At 73.7% G+C, this 16063-nt stretch carries 15 protein-coding genes; 5 read left to right on the forward strand and 10 right to left on the reverse strand.

Going from position 1 to position 16063, the window contains the following annotated elements:
- Positions 1–228: 228 nt before the first annotated feature.
- The 3 genes from ACF08F_RS16095 (at position 229) to ACF08F_RS16105 (ending at position 2059) form a co-directional block, all read left to right on the forward strand.
- On the forward strand, positions 229–681 hold the full coding sequence (locus tag ACF08F_RS16095; RefSeq protein WP_392299088.1) for a hypothetical protein: 453 nt from the start codon (positions 229–231) through the stop codon (positions 679–681).
- A 77-nt stretch (positions 682–758) separates the two neighbouring features.
- Positions 759–1313, forward strand: a complete 555-nt coding sequence (locus ACF08F_RS16100; protein WP_392299089.1) for an RNA polymerase sigma factor — start codon at positions 759–761, stop codon at positions 1311–1313.
- Positions 1310–2059: a hypothetical protein gene (locus tag ACF08F_RS16105; protein ID WP_392299090.1), complete on the forward strand. Its 750-nt coding sequence runs from the start codon at positions 1310–1312 to the stop codon at positions 2057–2059. The genes ACF08F_RS16100 and ACF08F_RS16105 overlap by 4 nt, the downstream gene beginning before the upstream one ends.
- Positions 2060–2096: 37 nt before the next feature.
- On the opposite strand, the gene ACF08F_RS16110 is transcribed toward ACF08F_RS16105, so the two are convergent.
- From ACF08F_RS16110 to ACF08F_RS16130, 5 genes are all read right to left on the reverse strand, one after another.
- Positions 2097–2789, reverse strand: a complete 693-nt coding sequence (locus ACF08F_RS16110; RefSeq protein ID WP_392299091.1) for a GAP family protein — start codon at positions 2787–2789, stop codon at positions 2097–2099.
- Positions 2790–2807: 18 nt separating this feature from the next.
- Entirely contained in the window at positions 2808–3224 is a 417-nt protein-coding gene (locus tag ACF08F_RS16115) for an SHOCT domain-containing protein (protein ID WP_392299092.1), read from the reverse strand.
- Positions 3225–3343: 119 nt separating this feature from the next.
- Entirely contained in the window at positions 3344–4774 is a 1431-nt protein-coding gene (locus ACF08F_RS16120; protein WP_392299093.1) for a DUF2252 domain-containing protein, read from the reverse strand.
- Positions 4775–4973: 199 nt separating this feature from the next.
- Positions 4974–5300, reverse strand: a complete 327-nt coding sequence (locus ACF08F_RS16125; RefSeq protein WP_392299094.1) for a carboxymuconolactone decarboxylase family protein — start codon at positions 5298–5300, stop codon at positions 4974–4976.
- Positions 5301–5331: 31 nt separating this feature from the next.
- Complete coding sequence (locus ACF08F_RS16130) at positions 5332–5769, reverse strand: hypothetical protein (protein ID WP_392299095.1); 438 nt, start codon at positions 5767–5769, stop codon at positions 5332–5334.
- A gap of 206 nt (positions 5770–5975) precedes the next feature.
- Between ACF08F_RS16130 and ACF08F_RS16135 the strand changes: the two genes are divergently transcribed.
- Positions 5976–7325, forward strand: coding sequence for a hypothetical protein (locus ACF08F_RS16135; RefSeq protein ID WP_392299096.1), 1350 nt, complete (start codon positions 5976–5978; stop codon positions 7323–7325).
- 240 nt (positions 7326–7565) lie between these two features.
- Here the strand turns inward: ACF08F_RS16135 and ACF08F_RS16140 are convergent, their stop codons facing one another.
- The 5 genes from ACF08F_RS16140 to ACF08F_RS16160 all read right to left on the reverse strand — a co-directional run bounded on the left by ACF08F_RS16140 (position 7566) and on the right by ACF08F_RS16160 (position 14441).
- Entirely contained in the window at positions 7566–9623 is a 2058-nt protein-coding gene (locus tag ACF08F_RS16140; protein ID WP_392299097.1) for a phosphocholine-specific phospholipase C, read from the reverse strand.
- Between the two features lie 191 nt (positions 9624–9814).
- The gene (locus ACF08F_RS16145) at positions 9815–11812 is read right to left on the reverse strand and encodes an aKG-HExxH-type peptide beta-hydroxylase (RefSeq protein ID WP_392299098.1); all 1998 of its coding nucleotides are present in this window, start codon (positions 11810–11812) and stop codon (positions 9815–9817) included.
- Between the two features lie 21 nt (positions 11813–11833).
- Positions 11834–12016 carry a hypothetical protein gene (locus ACF08F_RS16150; protein WP_392299099.1) on the reverse strand — a complete coding sequence of 61 codons (183 nt, stop codon included), beginning with the start codon at positions 12014–12016 and terminating at the stop codon, positions 11834–11836.
- 83 nt (positions 12017–12099) lie between these two features.
- Positions 12100–13233 (reverse strand): caspase family protein, encoded by a 1134-nt coding sequence (locus ACF08F_RS16155; RefSeq protein ID WP_392299100.1) that lies wholly within the window; start codon positions 13231–13233, stop codon positions 12100–12102.
- Entirely contained in the window at positions 13230–14441 is a 1212-nt protein-coding gene (locus ACF08F_RS16160) for a hypothetical protein (RefSeq protein WP_392299101.1), read from the reverse strand. The genes ACF08F_RS16155 and ACF08F_RS16160 overlap by 4 nt, the downstream gene beginning before the upstream one ends.
- Before the next feature lie 134 nt (positions 14442–14575).
- Between ACF08F_RS16160 and ACF08F_RS16165 the strand changes: the two genes are divergently transcribed.
- On the forward strand, positions 14576–15904 hold the full coding sequence (locus ACF08F_RS16165; protein ID WP_392299102.1) for a cation:proton antiporter: 1329 nt from the start codon (positions 14576–14578) through the stop codon (positions 15902–15904).
- Positions 15905–16063: the final 159 nt, after the last annotated feature.

The raw sequence follows: 16063 nt of genomic DNA on the forward strand, positions 1-16063 counted from the left end.
TCCACGGTCGGCGGCACCGCCGCTTGCGTTCCCCGGGTCGTCGTCCCGGTCAACTCCCCTGGCCTCCCCGGCGCGGACGGCCGTGGTGTGGCGGTGATCACAGGGCGAGCCCGTGATGATCCGGTGCCCCGTTCCGCTGGATCTCGGGGGCCACGAAGAACCCGGTGGCCCCACGAGCGACACGGAGGACCGGTCACCGCACCGGTTCGCGTACGAGAGGTGGGAACGATGGACCGCGTCAGCCGCACACTGCGAGCCTCCGACATGAGTCGGTACGCCGCCGAGTTCGTCTCCCGCGCGACGGCGAGGTCGCGCCTGCCACTGGACTACTCGGTGACCAGCCTGCGCATCGTCGACCGCGTGGTGGACGGGCTGCGGCGGAGCGTCGAGGACCGTGCCGCCGCCGAGCAGGCCCTCCGGGGGCTCGGCGCGTACGCCGGGGAGGTCTTCGTGCGCAGACACGGCGCGCGCTGGGTCGACTTCGACGAGGAGACCCACGGGCTCTTCCGGCAGCCGGTCGGCATCCGCAGCACGGACGGCCGGGCCTGGAACCCCTTGGGCACGGTCGTGAACCGCTTCGAGCTGGGCGCCTCCGCGTCCCTGCACGAACTGTCCTTCCTGTTCCCGGGGCGGGCCCGGTCGTCCCCGCTCACGGCGTGCGCCGCCGGACGCGTAAGGTAGCGGGCCGAGAGTGGTCTGACGGCGCCATCAGCCGCCGCGTCCCCCGACGGCGTCACGCAGGAAGACCGATATCACCGATGAGGGCTCACGATGTGGTGCTGGGGCATGCCGTCGAGCGGGCCCAGGGCGGTGACGAGGCGGCGTTCGCCGAGGCGTACCGGATCGTGCACCCCGGACTGCTGGGCTACCTGCGGGGCATGGTCGGCCAGGACGCCGAGGACGTGGCCTCCGACGCCTGGCTGGAGATAGCACGGGACCTCGGACGCTTCCGCGGTGACGGCGCGGGCTTCCGCGGTTGGACCGCGACCATCGCCCGCCACCGGGCGCTCGACCACCTGCGGCGCGTGCGCTCCCGTCCGCGCCACGACCTGTTCGACCAGGACGTGCTGAAGCTGCCCGCGCAGCGGGACACGGCGGGCGAGGCCATGGAGGCGCTGTCCACCGGAGAGGTGTTAGAGATGGTCGTCGGCCTCCCCCTGGAACAGGCGGAGGCCGTGCTGCTGCGGGTGGTGGTCGGACTCGACGGGCCCACCGCGGCACGGGTACTGGGCAAGCGCCCTGGTGCGGTACGGTCCGCTGCGCATCGCGGACTGAGGCGGCTGGCGAACCAGCTACGGGGAGGTGACAGATGAGGCGGGGCCTTGCGCGGGACGACGACCACGAGGGCGACGACCACGAGGACGAAGCCGTGGTGGTGGCGTTGAGAGCCGCCCTGCGTCCGGACCGGCCGATGGGCGAGGAGGCGGCGCAGCAGGCGGTCGCCGCGTTCCGTGCCGCCCGCGACGCGGGCCTGCACTCCGGGACGGGCGCGCCGCGGACACGTCGCCGTGACGACTGGCGGCCGGTCGCGGAGCGACGGTGGGGACGCTGGTCGAAGGCGGCGCTGGTCGCGCTGGTCTCCGGGCTCACGCTGGGCGGCGTGGCCGTGGCCACGGGCGGGCTGCCGAGTCCTGTTTCCGACGCGCCGGAGCACCGCCCCGAGCCGAGCGCCGACGCGGTCGTGCCGACACCGCGCAAGGGAGCCGTGCCGCCCGCGCCGCCCTCGGTGCGGGCTCCGTCCACGCCCCCCGTGGCCGATGCCGGCGGCGTGCCGGGGCCGAACCGGACGGAACGGGTACCTCCGGGTGCCGCGAGGAGCCACGAGGCGCTGTGCCGTTCGTACGAGCAGAAGGCCGTGCGCGCGGGCGGGACCTGGGATCCGACCGCCCTGCGGCGCCTGGTCGAGGCGGCCGGCGGGGAGGAGGCCGTACCGGCCTACTGCGAGAGGCTCACGGACCGGACCAAGGCCCGCGACGAGAACCTCCGCGGGGCAGCGCGCGACGACCGGGACCACGACCCGCGTCACCCCGAGGGGAAGAAGGCCCCCGGGCGTCCGTAGGCCCACGGGGCACGCGGTCGACGACGACCCCGGGGCCTCAGCCCGTGAGTTCGTACAGGCTCCTGCCGACCAGCCACATGCCCAGGAGGAGACAGACGAGGACGATCGCCTGGTCCTTGTGGCGGGACATCCAGGAGCGCAGGCGCATCAGGTCGTGCTGCGCCTTCTCGGGCGCGAACACCATGTACAGCTCCATGGCCAGCAGCGTGGCGGTGGCCAGCAGGCAGAAGCCGAAGAGGGCCAGGAAGGAGGCGGCGTGGGAGAGGTCGGCCTTCACCACGGTGGCGGCCGCGGCGCTCACCATGCCCCAGGGCTGCAGGAGGACGGCGAGTCCGGCCGCCGACCAGGCCGAGGGCCGGCTCATGCGGGACTTCATCGAATCCCCCGCCTCGTCCTCGGCGGGCGCGGACCCCGACCCGGACCCGGATCCGGGTGTGGCGGCCGTGCGGTGGCGGCGTCGTCGGTGTTCGCCGTACCCGATCAGACCCAGGCCGATGACCAGCATGGCCACGAGGCCCACGATCGAGGGCGGGGAGCGGGGCGCGGGCGGGGTTCCGCCCGTGAAGAGCAGGACCATGGCGATCACGGCCACCAGGCAGGCGAGCCAGGCGAGGATGAAGGCCAGTCCCTTGTACACGCCCCGGGGCGCGGACACGACCAGGACGAAGGCCATCCCCGGCAGCGGGTAGAGCGTGATGGCCAGCCCGATGAGGAGCAGGTCGAGGATCATGTGCCCGCGCCCCGCGCGTCAGCCGGCGAGGACCTTCGCCTTGGCCTGGGCGAACTCTGCGTCCGTGATCGCGCCGCGGTCCTTCAGCTCGGCGAGCCGGGCCAGTTCGTCCGCGTGGCCGCCGCCCGTGCCGGCGGTCTCCCGCACGTAGGAGGCGAACTGCTGCTCGTTCTGGCGGACCCGGGCCAGCTCGCGCTCGCCCATGCTCTTCCCGCGGGCGATCAGGTAGACGAACACGCCCAGGAAGGGCAGCAGGATGACGAACGCGGTCCATCCGGCCTTGCCCCAGCCGCCCAGCTCGTCGTCGCGGAAGATGTCGCCGATGATGCGGAACAGCAGCATGAACCAGAGGATCCACAGGAAGATCATCAACATGGTCCAGAACATGTTGAGCAGCGGATAGTCCACTGCCAGGTTCACCAACGAGTCCTTCATTGCCGATCTCCTGCCGGTCGTGACGGGCCTCGGCCGTCCAAATGAGGAAGCCTTGATCCGCCGGGACGAACTACCTATAGCGTGCGCCGTGGCCGGGTTCACCGCATGTCGGCCACCCGTCACCCCGTGGGCAGCTCCTCCGCGGGCAGCCGGCCCGCGGCCACGGCGTCGAGCAGGGCTTGGTGGTCGCGCTCGTTCTGGTCGGCGTACGCCTCCGCGAACGGGGCGAGCGCACGGTCGAAGGACTCGCCGCCGCCCAGGTACGCGGCGATCGCGATCCGGTCGCCGGACCGCGCGTGCGCCCGCGCCAGCGTGACTCCGCACAGGTCGCCGAAGGCCTCCATGTCCTTGGGGCGCATCCGCTCCGGAACGACGATGCCCTTCCAGTCGCGCAGCTGGCGCACGTAGAAGTCGCGCCGCCTGCCGTCGAATCCGTCCACGCGCTCCCAGCCGAGGAAGATGTCGCTGGTGGCCTGCATCAGGCGCTGGCCGGAGACGACCCGCTCGCCCTGGTTGCGGTACGCGCTCGCGCCGACGTACGGGGCGAGCACCGAGGTGTCCGCCTCCTTGGCCTGGAGGAAGAGGGGGTCCTCGTCGTCCCGGCCGAGGAGCAGGAAGATCCAGCAGCGGGTGCCGACGCTCCCGACACCGACGACCTTGCGGGCGACGTCCGCCAGCCGGTAGCCCGAAAGGAGCGTGCGCCGGTCGGACTGCAGGGTGGCGCCGTACCGCTTCATCAGGTCGCGGAACTGCTCCTCCAGGGCGTTGCGTTCGAACTCGGGCATGAGGTCGCCCGCCGGGACGAGCAACGGCGGGTCCGCCGCGATCACGGGCCGGCCGCCGACCGTCTCGGTGAGCCTGTCGAAGGCCTGCAGGCTGTCACGGGTGCGCGCCTTCGCCATGGCGCGGGCCAGCTTCTTCCGCCCCCGCCTGTGGAGCTGGTCCGTGGCCAGGGCCTCCAGGCGGTCCGCGTCGATCTTCGCGTACCAGACGTCGATCGTGCGCATGCCCGCGAGGCGGATCATCGCCTCGCGGTAGGCGCGGACCGTGCGCCGGACGATGCGGGCGCGCTCGGCGTCGTCGAAGCCGTTCGCCCGGGCGGCGATGACGAGGCTCGCCGCCAGCCGTTTGACGTCCCACTCCCACGGTCCCGGGAGCGTCTCGTCGAAGTCGTTGATGTCGAACATCAGCCGCCGCTCCGGTGAGGCGAGGAGGCGGAAGTTCAGCATGTGGGCGTCTCCGCACAGCTGGGCCGTCAGGCCCGAACGGGGAGTGCCGGCCAGGTCGGAGGCCATGATCGCGGCGGCGCCGCGGTAGAAGCGGAACGGTGACTCCGTCATCCGGCCGTAGCGGATCGGTACGAGTTCGGGGACCCGGGTCGACGACTGCGTCTCCAGGATCGTCAGCGGGTCGGGCCTGTCGGCGGAGGGCCGGTACTCGGCGTGGCTCGACCGCGGTGCGTGGCGCCGGGCCTTCCTGCCGAGCGCCGCGCGTTCCTTCGGCGTGGCGTGGCGCGCCGCGCGCAGCGTCGTGGTCGCGTTCCGGGGCATCGGGACTCCTTCCGCCCGGCCCTTGCGCCGGCCGTGCCGTGGGAACGCCCGGCGCGGGAGCCGGGTGACCGGAGGGGGCCGGTGGCCTTCTCCGGTGTGGGTCGCGCCGGGCGTGGTGTTGTCGGGTGGGTGTCGTGGGTTGGGTGGGTGTCGTGGGTGTCGTGGGTGGGGTGGGGCAGGTGGGTGCTCGGCCGGAGCCTCAGCCCTCCGACCCCATCTCGGCGTCCGCGACGGCGATCGCGATGCCGAGCGCCGCGGAGATGTTGCCCGCCGCGGTCATGACGCGGGCGGTGCCCACGATCGGCGCGATGGCGACCAGCACGTCCTGCACCTGTTCCGCGGTCATGCCGGCCTCGACGGCGAGTTCGATGTGGGCCGCGTAGGACATCGGCGGGGCGTCCGAGGCGGCGAGCGCGGCCATCCGCGCGATCATGAGCATGTCCGGAGCCAGACCGCAGCGTTCGATCGAGTCGACCGTCATCGCGGCGAGGGTGTCCAGAACAGGGGTTTCCGAAGCAGTGGCCATGTCACGGCCCTCCTGTGTGCTGTCGGGACCGTCAGTCGGTCGAGTGGGACCAGCTGGAGCACAGTGCCCAGATGATGAAGACGTCGATCGCCAGCAGGGTGAGCGCCCACCACGGCTGGTAGGGCAGCCAGAGGAAGTTGGCGACCGCGCTGAGGCCGGCCAGGGTGATACCGCCCGCCCGAGCCCAGTCCGCGCCCTTGAAGAGGCCCACCGCGATCAGCACGATGACGACCCCGAGCACGAGATGGATCCATCCCCAGGCCGTCAGGTCGAACTCGAAGACGTAGTCGCCGACGCGGGCGTACACGTCGTCGTTGGCGATGGCCGTGATGCCCTGGAGGATTCCCAGGACTCCCGCGAGGGACAGCAGCACCGCGGCGAACACGGTGCCCCCGCCGGCGACCCCGCCGCCCCCGGAGCGATGGCCCGCCGTACTTCTCTGTCCTCCGGGAGGTGTGTGTTGGCTCATGGACGTCACCTCGCAACTTTGCGATCCGTGCCCGGTGTTCCTTCCGAGTATCACCGCCGTCGGGGCGATGCGCCCGACGGCGGCCGGACCGGCCGCCGCCGCGGTCCGGCACCCGCCCCTCGGTGGAGCAACCCGGAGTGCGGCGCCCGCGACCGTGTGCAGTGATGGGGGATGCAGTCCGTTTCCCCCAGCCGTCCAGGAGTGTCATGAGCACACCGCCTGAGCCGCCTCAGCCGCCGCCGCCCCGGCCTCCGGCGCCGCCCGACACCGCGTCCGGCGGTCCCGAGGCCCCGCCGCCGGGGCGGAAGGGCTCGCTCGCCGGGCGGATCGTGATGAGCACCGTCTCGGCCGTCCTCATCACGCTGACCTGCATCCTCGTTCCGGTGTCCCTGATCACCGTCTGGGTGCACGACATCGTCCTCGACAACGACCGGTACGTGTCGACGGTCGAGCCGCTCGCCTCCGACCCGGCGATCGAGGCGGCGGCCGTCGCGCGGATCACCCAGGCCGCCGACGCCAAGGTCGACGGCGCGCAGGTCACCTCCGACATCGCCACCTGGCTGGAGTCCCAGGGCCTGCCGCCCCGCGTCGGCAACGCCATCAAGTCGCTGGGACCGCAGCTGGACTCGGCGGTCGACCAGGCCGTCACCAAGGTCGCGACCCGCTTCGTCGAGAGCGACCGGTTCGAGAAGGTCTGGACCGAGGCCAACCGGTTCGCCCACTCGGCGGTGGTCCACGCGCTGACCGGCCAGGGTCGCGGCTCCGTGGAGGTCAAGGGCGGCACGGTCACCCTCGACGTGGGAGCCGCCGTCGAGCAGGTGAAGCAGGACCTCGTGGCCGCCGGCCTCTCCCCGGCGGAGAAGATCCCCGAGGTGAACAAGCAGATGGTCCTCTTCCAGTCCGACAAGCTGGAGAAGATCCGGGACCTGGCCCATCTGCTCGACGTCGTCGGCAACTGGCTGCCCGTCCTCACCGTGGTGCTCGGCGCCGTCGGGGTGCTGCTCGCCCGTCGCCGCCGACGGGCCCTGGTCACCACGACCCTCGGAGCGGCCGCGGCCTGCCTGGTGTTCGCCATCGGCCTGGTGATCGCCCGCCGCTACTACCTCGACCACCTCCCCGAGCAGGTGCAGTCGCCGGCCGCCGCCGCGTCGATCTTCGACACGCTGCTCCGCTTCCTGCGCGTCAGCCTGCGCACCGCGATCGTCCTCGGGATCCTGGTGGCCCTCGGCGCCTGGCTCTCCGGTTCCGGCCGCCTGCCGCGCGCCGTGCAGGGCACGGCCGAGCGCGCGGCCGACTCCGCCGCGGCCTGGGGCGACCGCCACGGGGTGCGCGCCGGGAAGGCGGGCACCTGGGTGAACACGTACCGCCGCTGGCTGACCATCGGGGTGCTGCTCGTCCTGGCGCTGGTCTTCGCCTTCTGGAACCACCCGACGGTGCTCACCGTCCTGCTGCTGGTGCTCATCCTCCTCGTCCTCCTCGCCGTCATCGCGCTGCTGGCGGCCGGCGGACGCGTGCACCACGACAAGGCCGACGAGACCGAACGGGCGACGTCCTAGGGCGTGTTGCGAAAGGAGCGCCGGCCGCCCGAAGGGCGGGCCCGACGGCGTCTGGTGCGTGCGATCGCAAGGCGGAGGATCACCCCGATACTGGATGTATCGGGGTGATCCCGACAACGCGGCGAGCGTGCGTGCCAGACGCCGTCGGGCAGGCGGGACTTTCGCAACACGCCCTAGGGACGAGCCGCCCACCCCGCCCGCCCGCCGGTGGTCCGGCCGGCGGGCGGGGTCGCGTCCGGGTCAGTACGTCAGGATGCCCGGGTCCGTGACGCCCGGGGCGCCCGTCTCCACGTGCCCCGCGAGGCGCCGGAGGTAGTCGGCGGACGTGTTCGAGGTGATCGTCACGTCGTACCAGGCGCGGCTGGCGGTCAGGTCGACGGTGTGCGTGACCGTGGCGCCGCGCGGGACGAAGACCGTCGCGGGGCCGCCCGCGTAGGCGTGGGTGACGGTGAGGCGGGCGTCGGCCGTTCCCGCGTTGGTGAAGGTGAGGTCGAGGTTGCCCGTGGTGGCGTTGTGGCGGGCGGTGACCTCAGGGACGGCCGTCTTGCCGGGGGAGCGGAAGTGGCGGAGGAAGCCGTTGGGGCCGTGGACCGTGAGGTCGGTGAGGCCCTTGGAGTACTTGGTGTTCCAGGTGTCCGAGAGCGACTTGCCGGCCTCGGTCGTGTACGTCCAGGGGGCGTCCGTGCGGTTGGCCGAGGTCACGTAGAACTGGGCGCCCGCCGAGGGGCCGCTGCCGAAGGTCAGGCGGTACGTGCCGGCCGTGATGTCGGCGGCGCCGTCCACGTGCGGGGCGTAGCGCAGCGGCCGGGTGGGCTTGGCGCCCGGCTCCTGGCGGGGCATCGTGCCGGAGGCCGGGGCGGTGGCCGGGAAGTCGGGGTGACGGGCGCGGTCCGGCGGGTAGTAGCCGGCGGTCGGCGGGAGCGGGGCCGGCTGGGTGTTCGCCCGGGTGAAGTCGAAGGCCGAGGTCAGGTCGCCGCAGACCGCGCGCCGCCAGGGGGAGATCTGGGGCTCCTGCACCCCGAAGCGGCTCTCCATGAACCGGATGACCGAGGTGTGGTCGAAGGTCTCGGAGCAGGTGTAGCCGCCGGTGGACCAGGGGGAGACGACGATCATCGGGACGCGCGGGCCGAGGCCGTAGGGGCCGGCCACGTATCCCGTCTTCCCGGGGAAGTGGTCCAGGGCCGTCGGGGTGGTCGACAGGCCCTGGGACGCCGAGGCCGGGACGTACGGCGGGACGACGTGGTCGAAGAAGCCGTCGTTCTCGTCGTACGTGATGAACAGGGCCGTACGCGCCCACACGTCCGGGTTCGAGGTCAGCGCGTCCAGCACCTGCGCGATGTACCAGGCCCCGTAGTTGGACGGCCAGTTGGAGTGCTCGGAGAACGCCTCGGGGGCCGCGATCCACGAGACCTTCGGAAGCCGGCCGGCCTGGACGTCGGCCCGCAGGTCGGCGAGGTAGGCGTCGCCGTTCTTGACGCTCGTGCCCGTGCGGGCCTTGTCGTACAGCGGGTTGCCGGGCTGGGCGTTCCGGTAGGTGTTGAAGTAGAGGAGCGAGTTGTCGCCGTAGTTGCCGCGGTACGCGTCGTTGATCCAGCCCCACGAGCCGGCGGCGTTCAGGCCGTCGCCCGTGTCCTGGTAGACCTTCCAGGAGACCCCGGCCGCCTCCAGGCGCTCGGGGTACGTCTTCCAGCCGTAGCCCGCCTCGGCGTTGTTGAGGACCGGGCCGCCGCCCGTGCCGTCGTTGCCGGTGTGGCCGCTCCACAGGTAGTAGCGGTTCGGGTCGGTGGAGCCGATGAACGAACAGTGGTAGGCGTCGCAGATCGTGAACGCGTCGGCCAGCGCGTAGTGGAAGGGGATGTCCTCACGGGTGAGGTACGCCATCGTGGCCTTGGTCTTGGCCGGTATCCAGTTGTCGTACTTGCCCTTGTTGAAGGCGCTCTGGCCACCCGCCCAGTCATGGTTGAGGCCCTGGAGGAACTCCATGCCGAGCTGCGCGCTCTCCGGACGGAAGGGCAGCGTGACCTTGCCGCCGGCCGACTGGTTCCAGACCGACTTCCCGCTCGGCAGCGTCACCGGGCGCGGGTCGCCGAAGCCGCGCACGCCCTTCATCGCGCCGAAGTAGTGGTCGAAGGAACGGTTCTCCTGCATCAGGACGACGATGTGCTCGACGTCCTGGATCGTGCCGGTCGAGCCCTGCGCCGGGATCGCGGCGGCGCGGGCGATGCTCTCGGAGAGCAGGGTGAACGCGGCGGCACCGCCGGTCAGTTGGAGGAACCGGCGGCGATCGATGTCGGTCATGGGGGAGTACTCCTCGGGGGGTGCGAGCGGTCGGTGGGGGTGCGGGTGCGCGCGCGGCCGGCCGGTCGGAGCCTGCGGGCGAGCGCCCCAAGGAGAGCGCCCGCGACCCACGACCGGAAGGCCGCCTCATGGCTGCCCGCCGTACGGCGGGCGAACACCCCGGGCGTACCTCCGGTCTCGGGGCCCTTCCTTCAGGTCCCGGCGACACCGGCCGCGAGCCAGCGTGCCAGCCGCCGCGGGTCGGCCGTCGTGCCGATGACCCGGAGCTCGCGGTGGACGGCCCGGGGGAGTTCGGGACGCCGGAGCAGCGGGCGCGCGGCCGGTTCGGCGAGCGCGACGGCGAGGACGAGTCCGGTCCACGCCTCGGGGTCCTCGGGGTCCTCGGCCACGAGGCGGGCGTAGGCGTCGGCCGCGGCGGGGTCGCCGGAGACCAGGGCGCGCTCGGCGGCCGTGGAGGGCGCGGGCGGTCCGGCGGAGGGGCCGGAGGGCGCGGCGCCCGCCTCCGGCGCCCCCAGCACGTGCCGGATCAGGCGGGTACGGGCGTGGGACCAGCGGGCCGTGAGCTCGGGGACGACGGAGGACCCGGCGCCGCGGAGGTCGGGCCCGGCGCCGGTGACGAAGGCCCTCGCCAGGGCGCGTACGGCGTCCGGGGCGGGCACCAGGTGCCGGACGCGCCACTCGGTGCGGTGGTCCGTGGCGGCGAACCCCGCCATGGCGTCGACGCCCGGCCGGACCCGCCCGTCGGCCCTCCACGCGGGCAGCCGGGCGGCCATGCCCCGCACGAACCGGCGGCCGTGGGCGGTCAGCGCGGGATCGGCGCCGAGGGTCCCGACGGCCTCGCTCGTCTGGCGCAGGGCGAGCGCGAACTCGAACTCTGCCGCGGCCCGTTCGGCCGCGGGCGCCCGCTCCAGGCGGCGGGACCAGAAGTCGGTGATGCCCAGGAAGGCGTACGTGCCCTGGAGCAGGCCGCTCAGCGGGCGGGGGTCGTCCCGCCAGGGGGCGTGGTGCCGCTCGGCGCCGGCGTCCCGCTCCAGCGTCAGCAGATGGAGCAGCGCGCCGAGCTTGGTGTGCTGGAACTCGTGGACCAGCGTGACGGCGAAGGTGACCGGGTCCGGGGGCAGCGAGGTCAGCAGACCGCCGAAGGCGTCCCCGGACGAGGCGCTGAGGACACCCCCGGCCGACGAGGACCGTACGGGCGTCACGCTGCGCAGGCCCTCCGCGAGCGCCACGGCCGCCTCCGGGTCGCTGTCCTCCAGGACGTCCAGCGCCAGGCCGAACCGCTCCCGCCAGCGGGCGGTCTCGTCCGGGGAGAGGCGGTGCGCGGGGAGCGGCTCGCTCAGGTCCCGGTAGGGGTCGATGTCGTCCAGCCAGACCCCGACCTGCCGTCCCGCCACGCGCCCGTGCATCCGGTGCGGGCCCTGCCAGCCGGGCACGTCGCCCTCGGGCGGGCCGGGCGGGCCGGGCGGGCCGGGCGGGCCGGTCGGATCGGTCGGGTCGGTCGGGTCGGTCGGGTCGAGCGGGCTGAGCGGGCCGGGCGGGCTGAGCGGGACGGCCGGGTCGACCCGACCGGGCCGGTCGACGCGCCCGCGTGGGCCGGGGCGTAAGTGCGGCGGGTCCGGGGGCCCCACGCGCGCCCCGTACGGGTCGACACACAGCCGACCCGCCTCCACCAGCACCTCCGCCGTCCCCCAGCGCGGCCGGTCCGGCAGCCGGGCGAGGCCGAGGGTGGGGAACATGACGCCGCCGTCCCGCAGGGGCACGGTGGTGCGCAGCGGCAGGCCCGTGCGCAGCGCGGCGACCGCGCAGACCGCGAAGACGTGCCCGAGGTCGGTCCAGAGGGGACCGTCCCCCCAGGCCGTCCGCCGCAGCCGCCGCAGCCCGTGGCCCAGCCAGACCCCGACGTGCGGATGCAGCAGCAGCTCCCCGAAGACCTCGGGTGACCGCTCCTGAGCGGCCGTCAGCGTCTCCCACACACTGTCCACGTCCGGCAGCGGACCGAGCGCGCCGGGCGTCTCGGCGACGCCGTCGAGCAGGGCCCGCAGCAGCAGGAGGCGCCTGCTGTACTCGGTGGTCCGCAGGAAGCGGACCGTACCGGCGTCGCCCCGGCCCGCGGCCAGGGCGTCGAAGTGCGCCGAGGGAACGAGATGGTGCGGGCTGCGGGCGGGTTCGTGACGTCCGTCGGTCTGCACGGATCTCCTCCCGGGGGACCGTCAGTCGGCCCGCCCGGGCTGTCCGTCCCCCCCGGCGAAGTTGACCCGCGGGCACTCGACCTGACGGAGCAGCCGCTCCAGCGACTCGGCATGCAGGACCGGGCTCTGCGACCGGAGGGAGGACAGCGGCATCTCGCTGAGATCGATCAACTCGGATCCCATGAATTCGTCGGACGCGTGCATGCGACAACCCCCTCACAGCCGTGAACCCCGTTGCTTTCATGATGGCGCAGGCAGGGGGGTTCGGGAAGAGCGTGATCCACCGGTCAGCCGCCCGTTCCCGGCCCCAGCCAGCGGTCGGCCCAGTCCTTCAGATCGCGCTGTTCCAGGGAGCCCGGTTCGAGCAGGGCGAGCGCCTCGACGAGGGCGGCCAGACCCCCCGGATGGCGCCGGCAGGTCCGCACGATGCTGATGATGTCGGGGCGCGGGGCCCCCATGCGGGGGATGGCGCCGGCGAGGTCCGGGGAGAGCATCCCGAGCACGAGCTGCCGGTGGTCCCGGTCCGCCATGCTCGGCCATCCGGCGAGCAGGCCGATGAGTTCGGCGAGGCCCGCGTCCGGCACCGGCTCCTCCCGGCGTCGAGTGGCCGGGAAGTCGAGCCGGCGCTCGTCGCCCGCCCAGGACCGGTGCCAGAGAGAGGTGGGCCGCTGGCCGGTGCCGGGGGCCTGTCCGGCCGGCTGACCTGTGAACCGCCCGAGGACGGTGTCCGCGACGGCGTTCATGTCGGGCGGCCACGTGCCGCCGTCCGAGGCGTCCAGGGCGGTCAGGGCGTCCAGGGCGGCCCGGGAGAACGCCCCCGTCTGCCGGACGGGGTCGTTGGCCGCCCGCTGCCCCGGTCCGGCGGCCAGCAGGACGAACTGCTCGCGCCCCGGCAACCGCTCGCCGCCGGAGGGAAGTTCGGTGGGCAGGGAGCGGGCGAAGCCGAGGTCCTCGACGAAGGTCTGGCAGGAGTCCACCAGCCAGATCTGCCGCCGGAAGCCCGGCAGGAGATCGGTGGTGAAGGCGGTCAGCCACGCGTCCAGGTCCAGGTTCCGGCGGTCGTCCGGACCGGCGTCGGCGTAGAAGAGCCTGCGGTGCCCCTGCGGGTCGGTGACGCCGTGGCCGCCCCAGAACACCCAGAGCAGGTCGCCCTCCAGGGCCGGCAGCCGGCGCGTCAGCACCGCCTGCACGGACTCCCGCCCGGCGGTGCCCGCGGCGACGTCGACCTCGGGCCCGCCCGCGCCGGGCAGCGGGTCGAGCAGCAGGAAGACGTTGCCGGCCGGTACGCCGCGCCCGCGCAGCCAGCCGGTGAAGCGGCGGGCGTCGGCGGCGGGCCCCGGCAGGTCCCAGGACGGCCCGGCCGCGTACCGCTCCGCGCCGACGACGAGGGCGTACGTACGCTCCGGCCGCGCCCCCGTCACGGCAGCTCCGCCGCGAGGAGGCGGTACAACTCGGGGTTGGACCAGTAGGCGCTGTGCGCGAGGGGGAAGGGCTGGCGGCTGTCGAGGGCCACGTCCCGGACCCGGTCGGGGAAGACACCCGCGCCGACGTAGCTGAGCAGGTCCCGCCGGTCGTACACGTTCAGCCAGGGCGGTACGTGCCCGGGCAGCGGAGCGCCGTGCTCCAGGCTCGGCAGTGCCCCCAGCTCGTACAGGAACGGGGCCTGCGAGCCGACGGTGACGAGCAGCTCGACCTGCGGCAGCCGCCGCAGCACCAGCAGGTCCAGCGAGGCGATGCCGCCGAGGCTGTGCGCGAGCAGGACGACCGGCGGCTCGGCGGCCCGGACCGCCTCCGCGACGACCTCGCGGATCGCGCCGCCCCGGGACAGGTAGAGCAGGACGTCCCCGGCGGCCGGGTGCGCCGCGTCGGTGAGCGCCGACCGCCGCTTCACCACCTGGGCGGAGGCCAGCCCGAGCGCCAGCCGTCCGGCGAGCCGCTTGACCCGCCGGGTGACGGGCCCGCGGTGTGTTCCGGCCCCGTCGGGCGGGTCGCCGGGGAGCACGGCGACGATCCGGGCGACCGCGTCGTCGCGCGCGGTGCCGTCGAAGACCGGTGCCGCGCCCGGCCGTTCGGCCCGGCGGCGGACCGCCTCGGCCGCGAACGCCCGCGCCAGTGCGCCGACCTCGCTGCCGGCGGCGGGGGAGCGCAGGAACTGACGGCAGTCCGGCGAGGTCAGGACGGCGGCGACGGCGGCGGGGAAGTCCTCGCCGATCCCCGCGGCGTCCAGCAGCTCGCGCAGCCGGGCGTCCCCGGTCAGGGACTGGGCCGCCGAGGCGAGCGCCTCACCCGGCGGCACGGCGCCCGGGGCCAGCTCCGCCGGGGCGGCCGACTCGGAGACGAGCAGGCGCAGTTCGAGCAGGGGGTCGAGATAGAGGAGCCCCCAGAACTCGACGTCCTCGTCGGCTCCGTCGGACTCCGTGCCCGGGGGGCCGGCCTCCGGCAGTCCGCGCCCGGTGCCGTATCCCGGAACCGAGGCGCCGTTCGAACGGAGTGCCGATCCCGCGCTTTCACCCCAATAACAGGGAGTAACGGCGACTTCGGGTCGTAACGCCCGCAATCCCTCCCGTACGAGCTCCAGGGTTCCGGTGAATCCCGGCTCCCGCACTCCCGTGCCGTGTACGAACAGCACCGTCGTCACGCTGACCCCCCGTCCGCGGCGGCATACGCCAAACGGCTTTCACGATAGGCCACTTGGCGCGTCGGCGGCTACACTCAGTAAAGAGTGTGCCACGGTGAGCGGCATATGCCAGAAAGGGTGTGCCGGTGAGTTCGGACTCCGTCGTCACGCATGTCGTCGCCGCTCTCACCGTCGTGATCGCGACGTCCTCGGCCCTGGGCGCGGCCGCCCGCAGACTGGGTCAGCCACCGGTCGTGGGCCAGCTCTTCGCGGGCATCGCGCTCGGCCCCAGCCTCCTGGGCCTGCTCCCCGGCGGGGTGTACGAGGCGCTGTTCCCGTCGGAGATCCAGCCCATCCTGACCTCCTTCGCCCAAGTGGCGCTGGTCCTCTTCCTGTTCGCCGTCGGATACGAACTGGACCTGGGGCTCCTGCGCGGCCGGCGTGCGGTGGCCACCGTGTCCCTGGGCGGCTTCGTCGTCCCCATGGCGATGGGCGCGGGTCTCGTCCTGCTGCTCCCCGAGGCCTTCGAGGCGGTCAACGGCGGGCACCCGGTCGACGCCACCTTCACCCTCTACATGGCCGTGGCCCTGTCCATCACGGCGGTCCCGGTGCTCGCGAGCATCATCAAGGACCAGGGGCTGGCCGGGACCGTCCCCGGTACGGTCGCGATGGCCGCCGCCGGTGTCATCGACGCGCTGAGCTGGCCCGTCCTCGCCGTGGTCCTGGTGGGCGGCGCGCAGGGCTCGCTGCGGGACTGGCTCGTCAAGGCCGTCCTGCTGGCCGTGTACGTCCTGGTCATGCTGTTCGTCGTACGCCCCCTGCTGGCCTGGTGGAAGGACCGGGCCGGCACCCGCGTGTCCCACCAGGTCCCGGTCGCCGTCTCCGTCGCGCTGGCCTCGGCCTGGGCCACCAACGCGCTCGGGCTGCACGTCATCTTCGGTGCCCTGCTTGCCGGGGTCGTGATGCCCCGCCGCGCCGACGGCACCCCGGACGGCAGCCTGCTGCGCCCGCTCCAGGACGCCGGGGGCCTGCTGCTCCCGGTGTTCTTCGCGGTCTCCGGAATGGCGGTCGCACTCGACGGGCTGCACGGATCCGACCTGCTGCTCCTCGTGGTGATATGCGCCGCGGCGGTGGTCAGCAAGGTGGCCTCCGGCACGCTCGCGGCCCGGGGCGTCCGCATCCCCTGGCGGGACTCGCTGCTGATCGGCGTCCTGCTCAACACGCGTGGGCTCACCGAACTCATCGTGCTCAACGTCGGGTTGGCGGCCGGGGTGATCGGCCCCCGGCTCTACGCCCTCCTGGTCGTGATGGCACTCCTGACCACGGCGGCCGCCGGACCGCTGATCAGACTGCTGCGACGCCCGGCCAAGGGCCGCCCGGCGGGCACCGGCACGACCCCGGAGCCCCGCACGCGTCCTGGGGCCGGGAAGGGGCCCGTGCCCGCGGCGGACGCGGAAGCGGCGCCCCTGCCGTAACGGCACCCCGTCCTTCTACGCGTAGCCGACGGGCCGGCCGGGTCCCAGCGACCCGGCCGGCCCGCCGCGCGGCCCACACGCCCTAGGGCGTGTTGCGAAAGTCCCGCCTGCCCGACGGCGCCTGGCACGCACGCTCGCCGCGTTGTCGGGATCACCCCG

Source organism: Streptomyces sp. NPDC015130 (assembly GCF_043080005.1).
Taxonomy (GTDB): domain Bacteria; phylum Actinomycetota; class Actinomycetes; order Streptomycetales; family Streptomycetaceae; genus Streptomyces.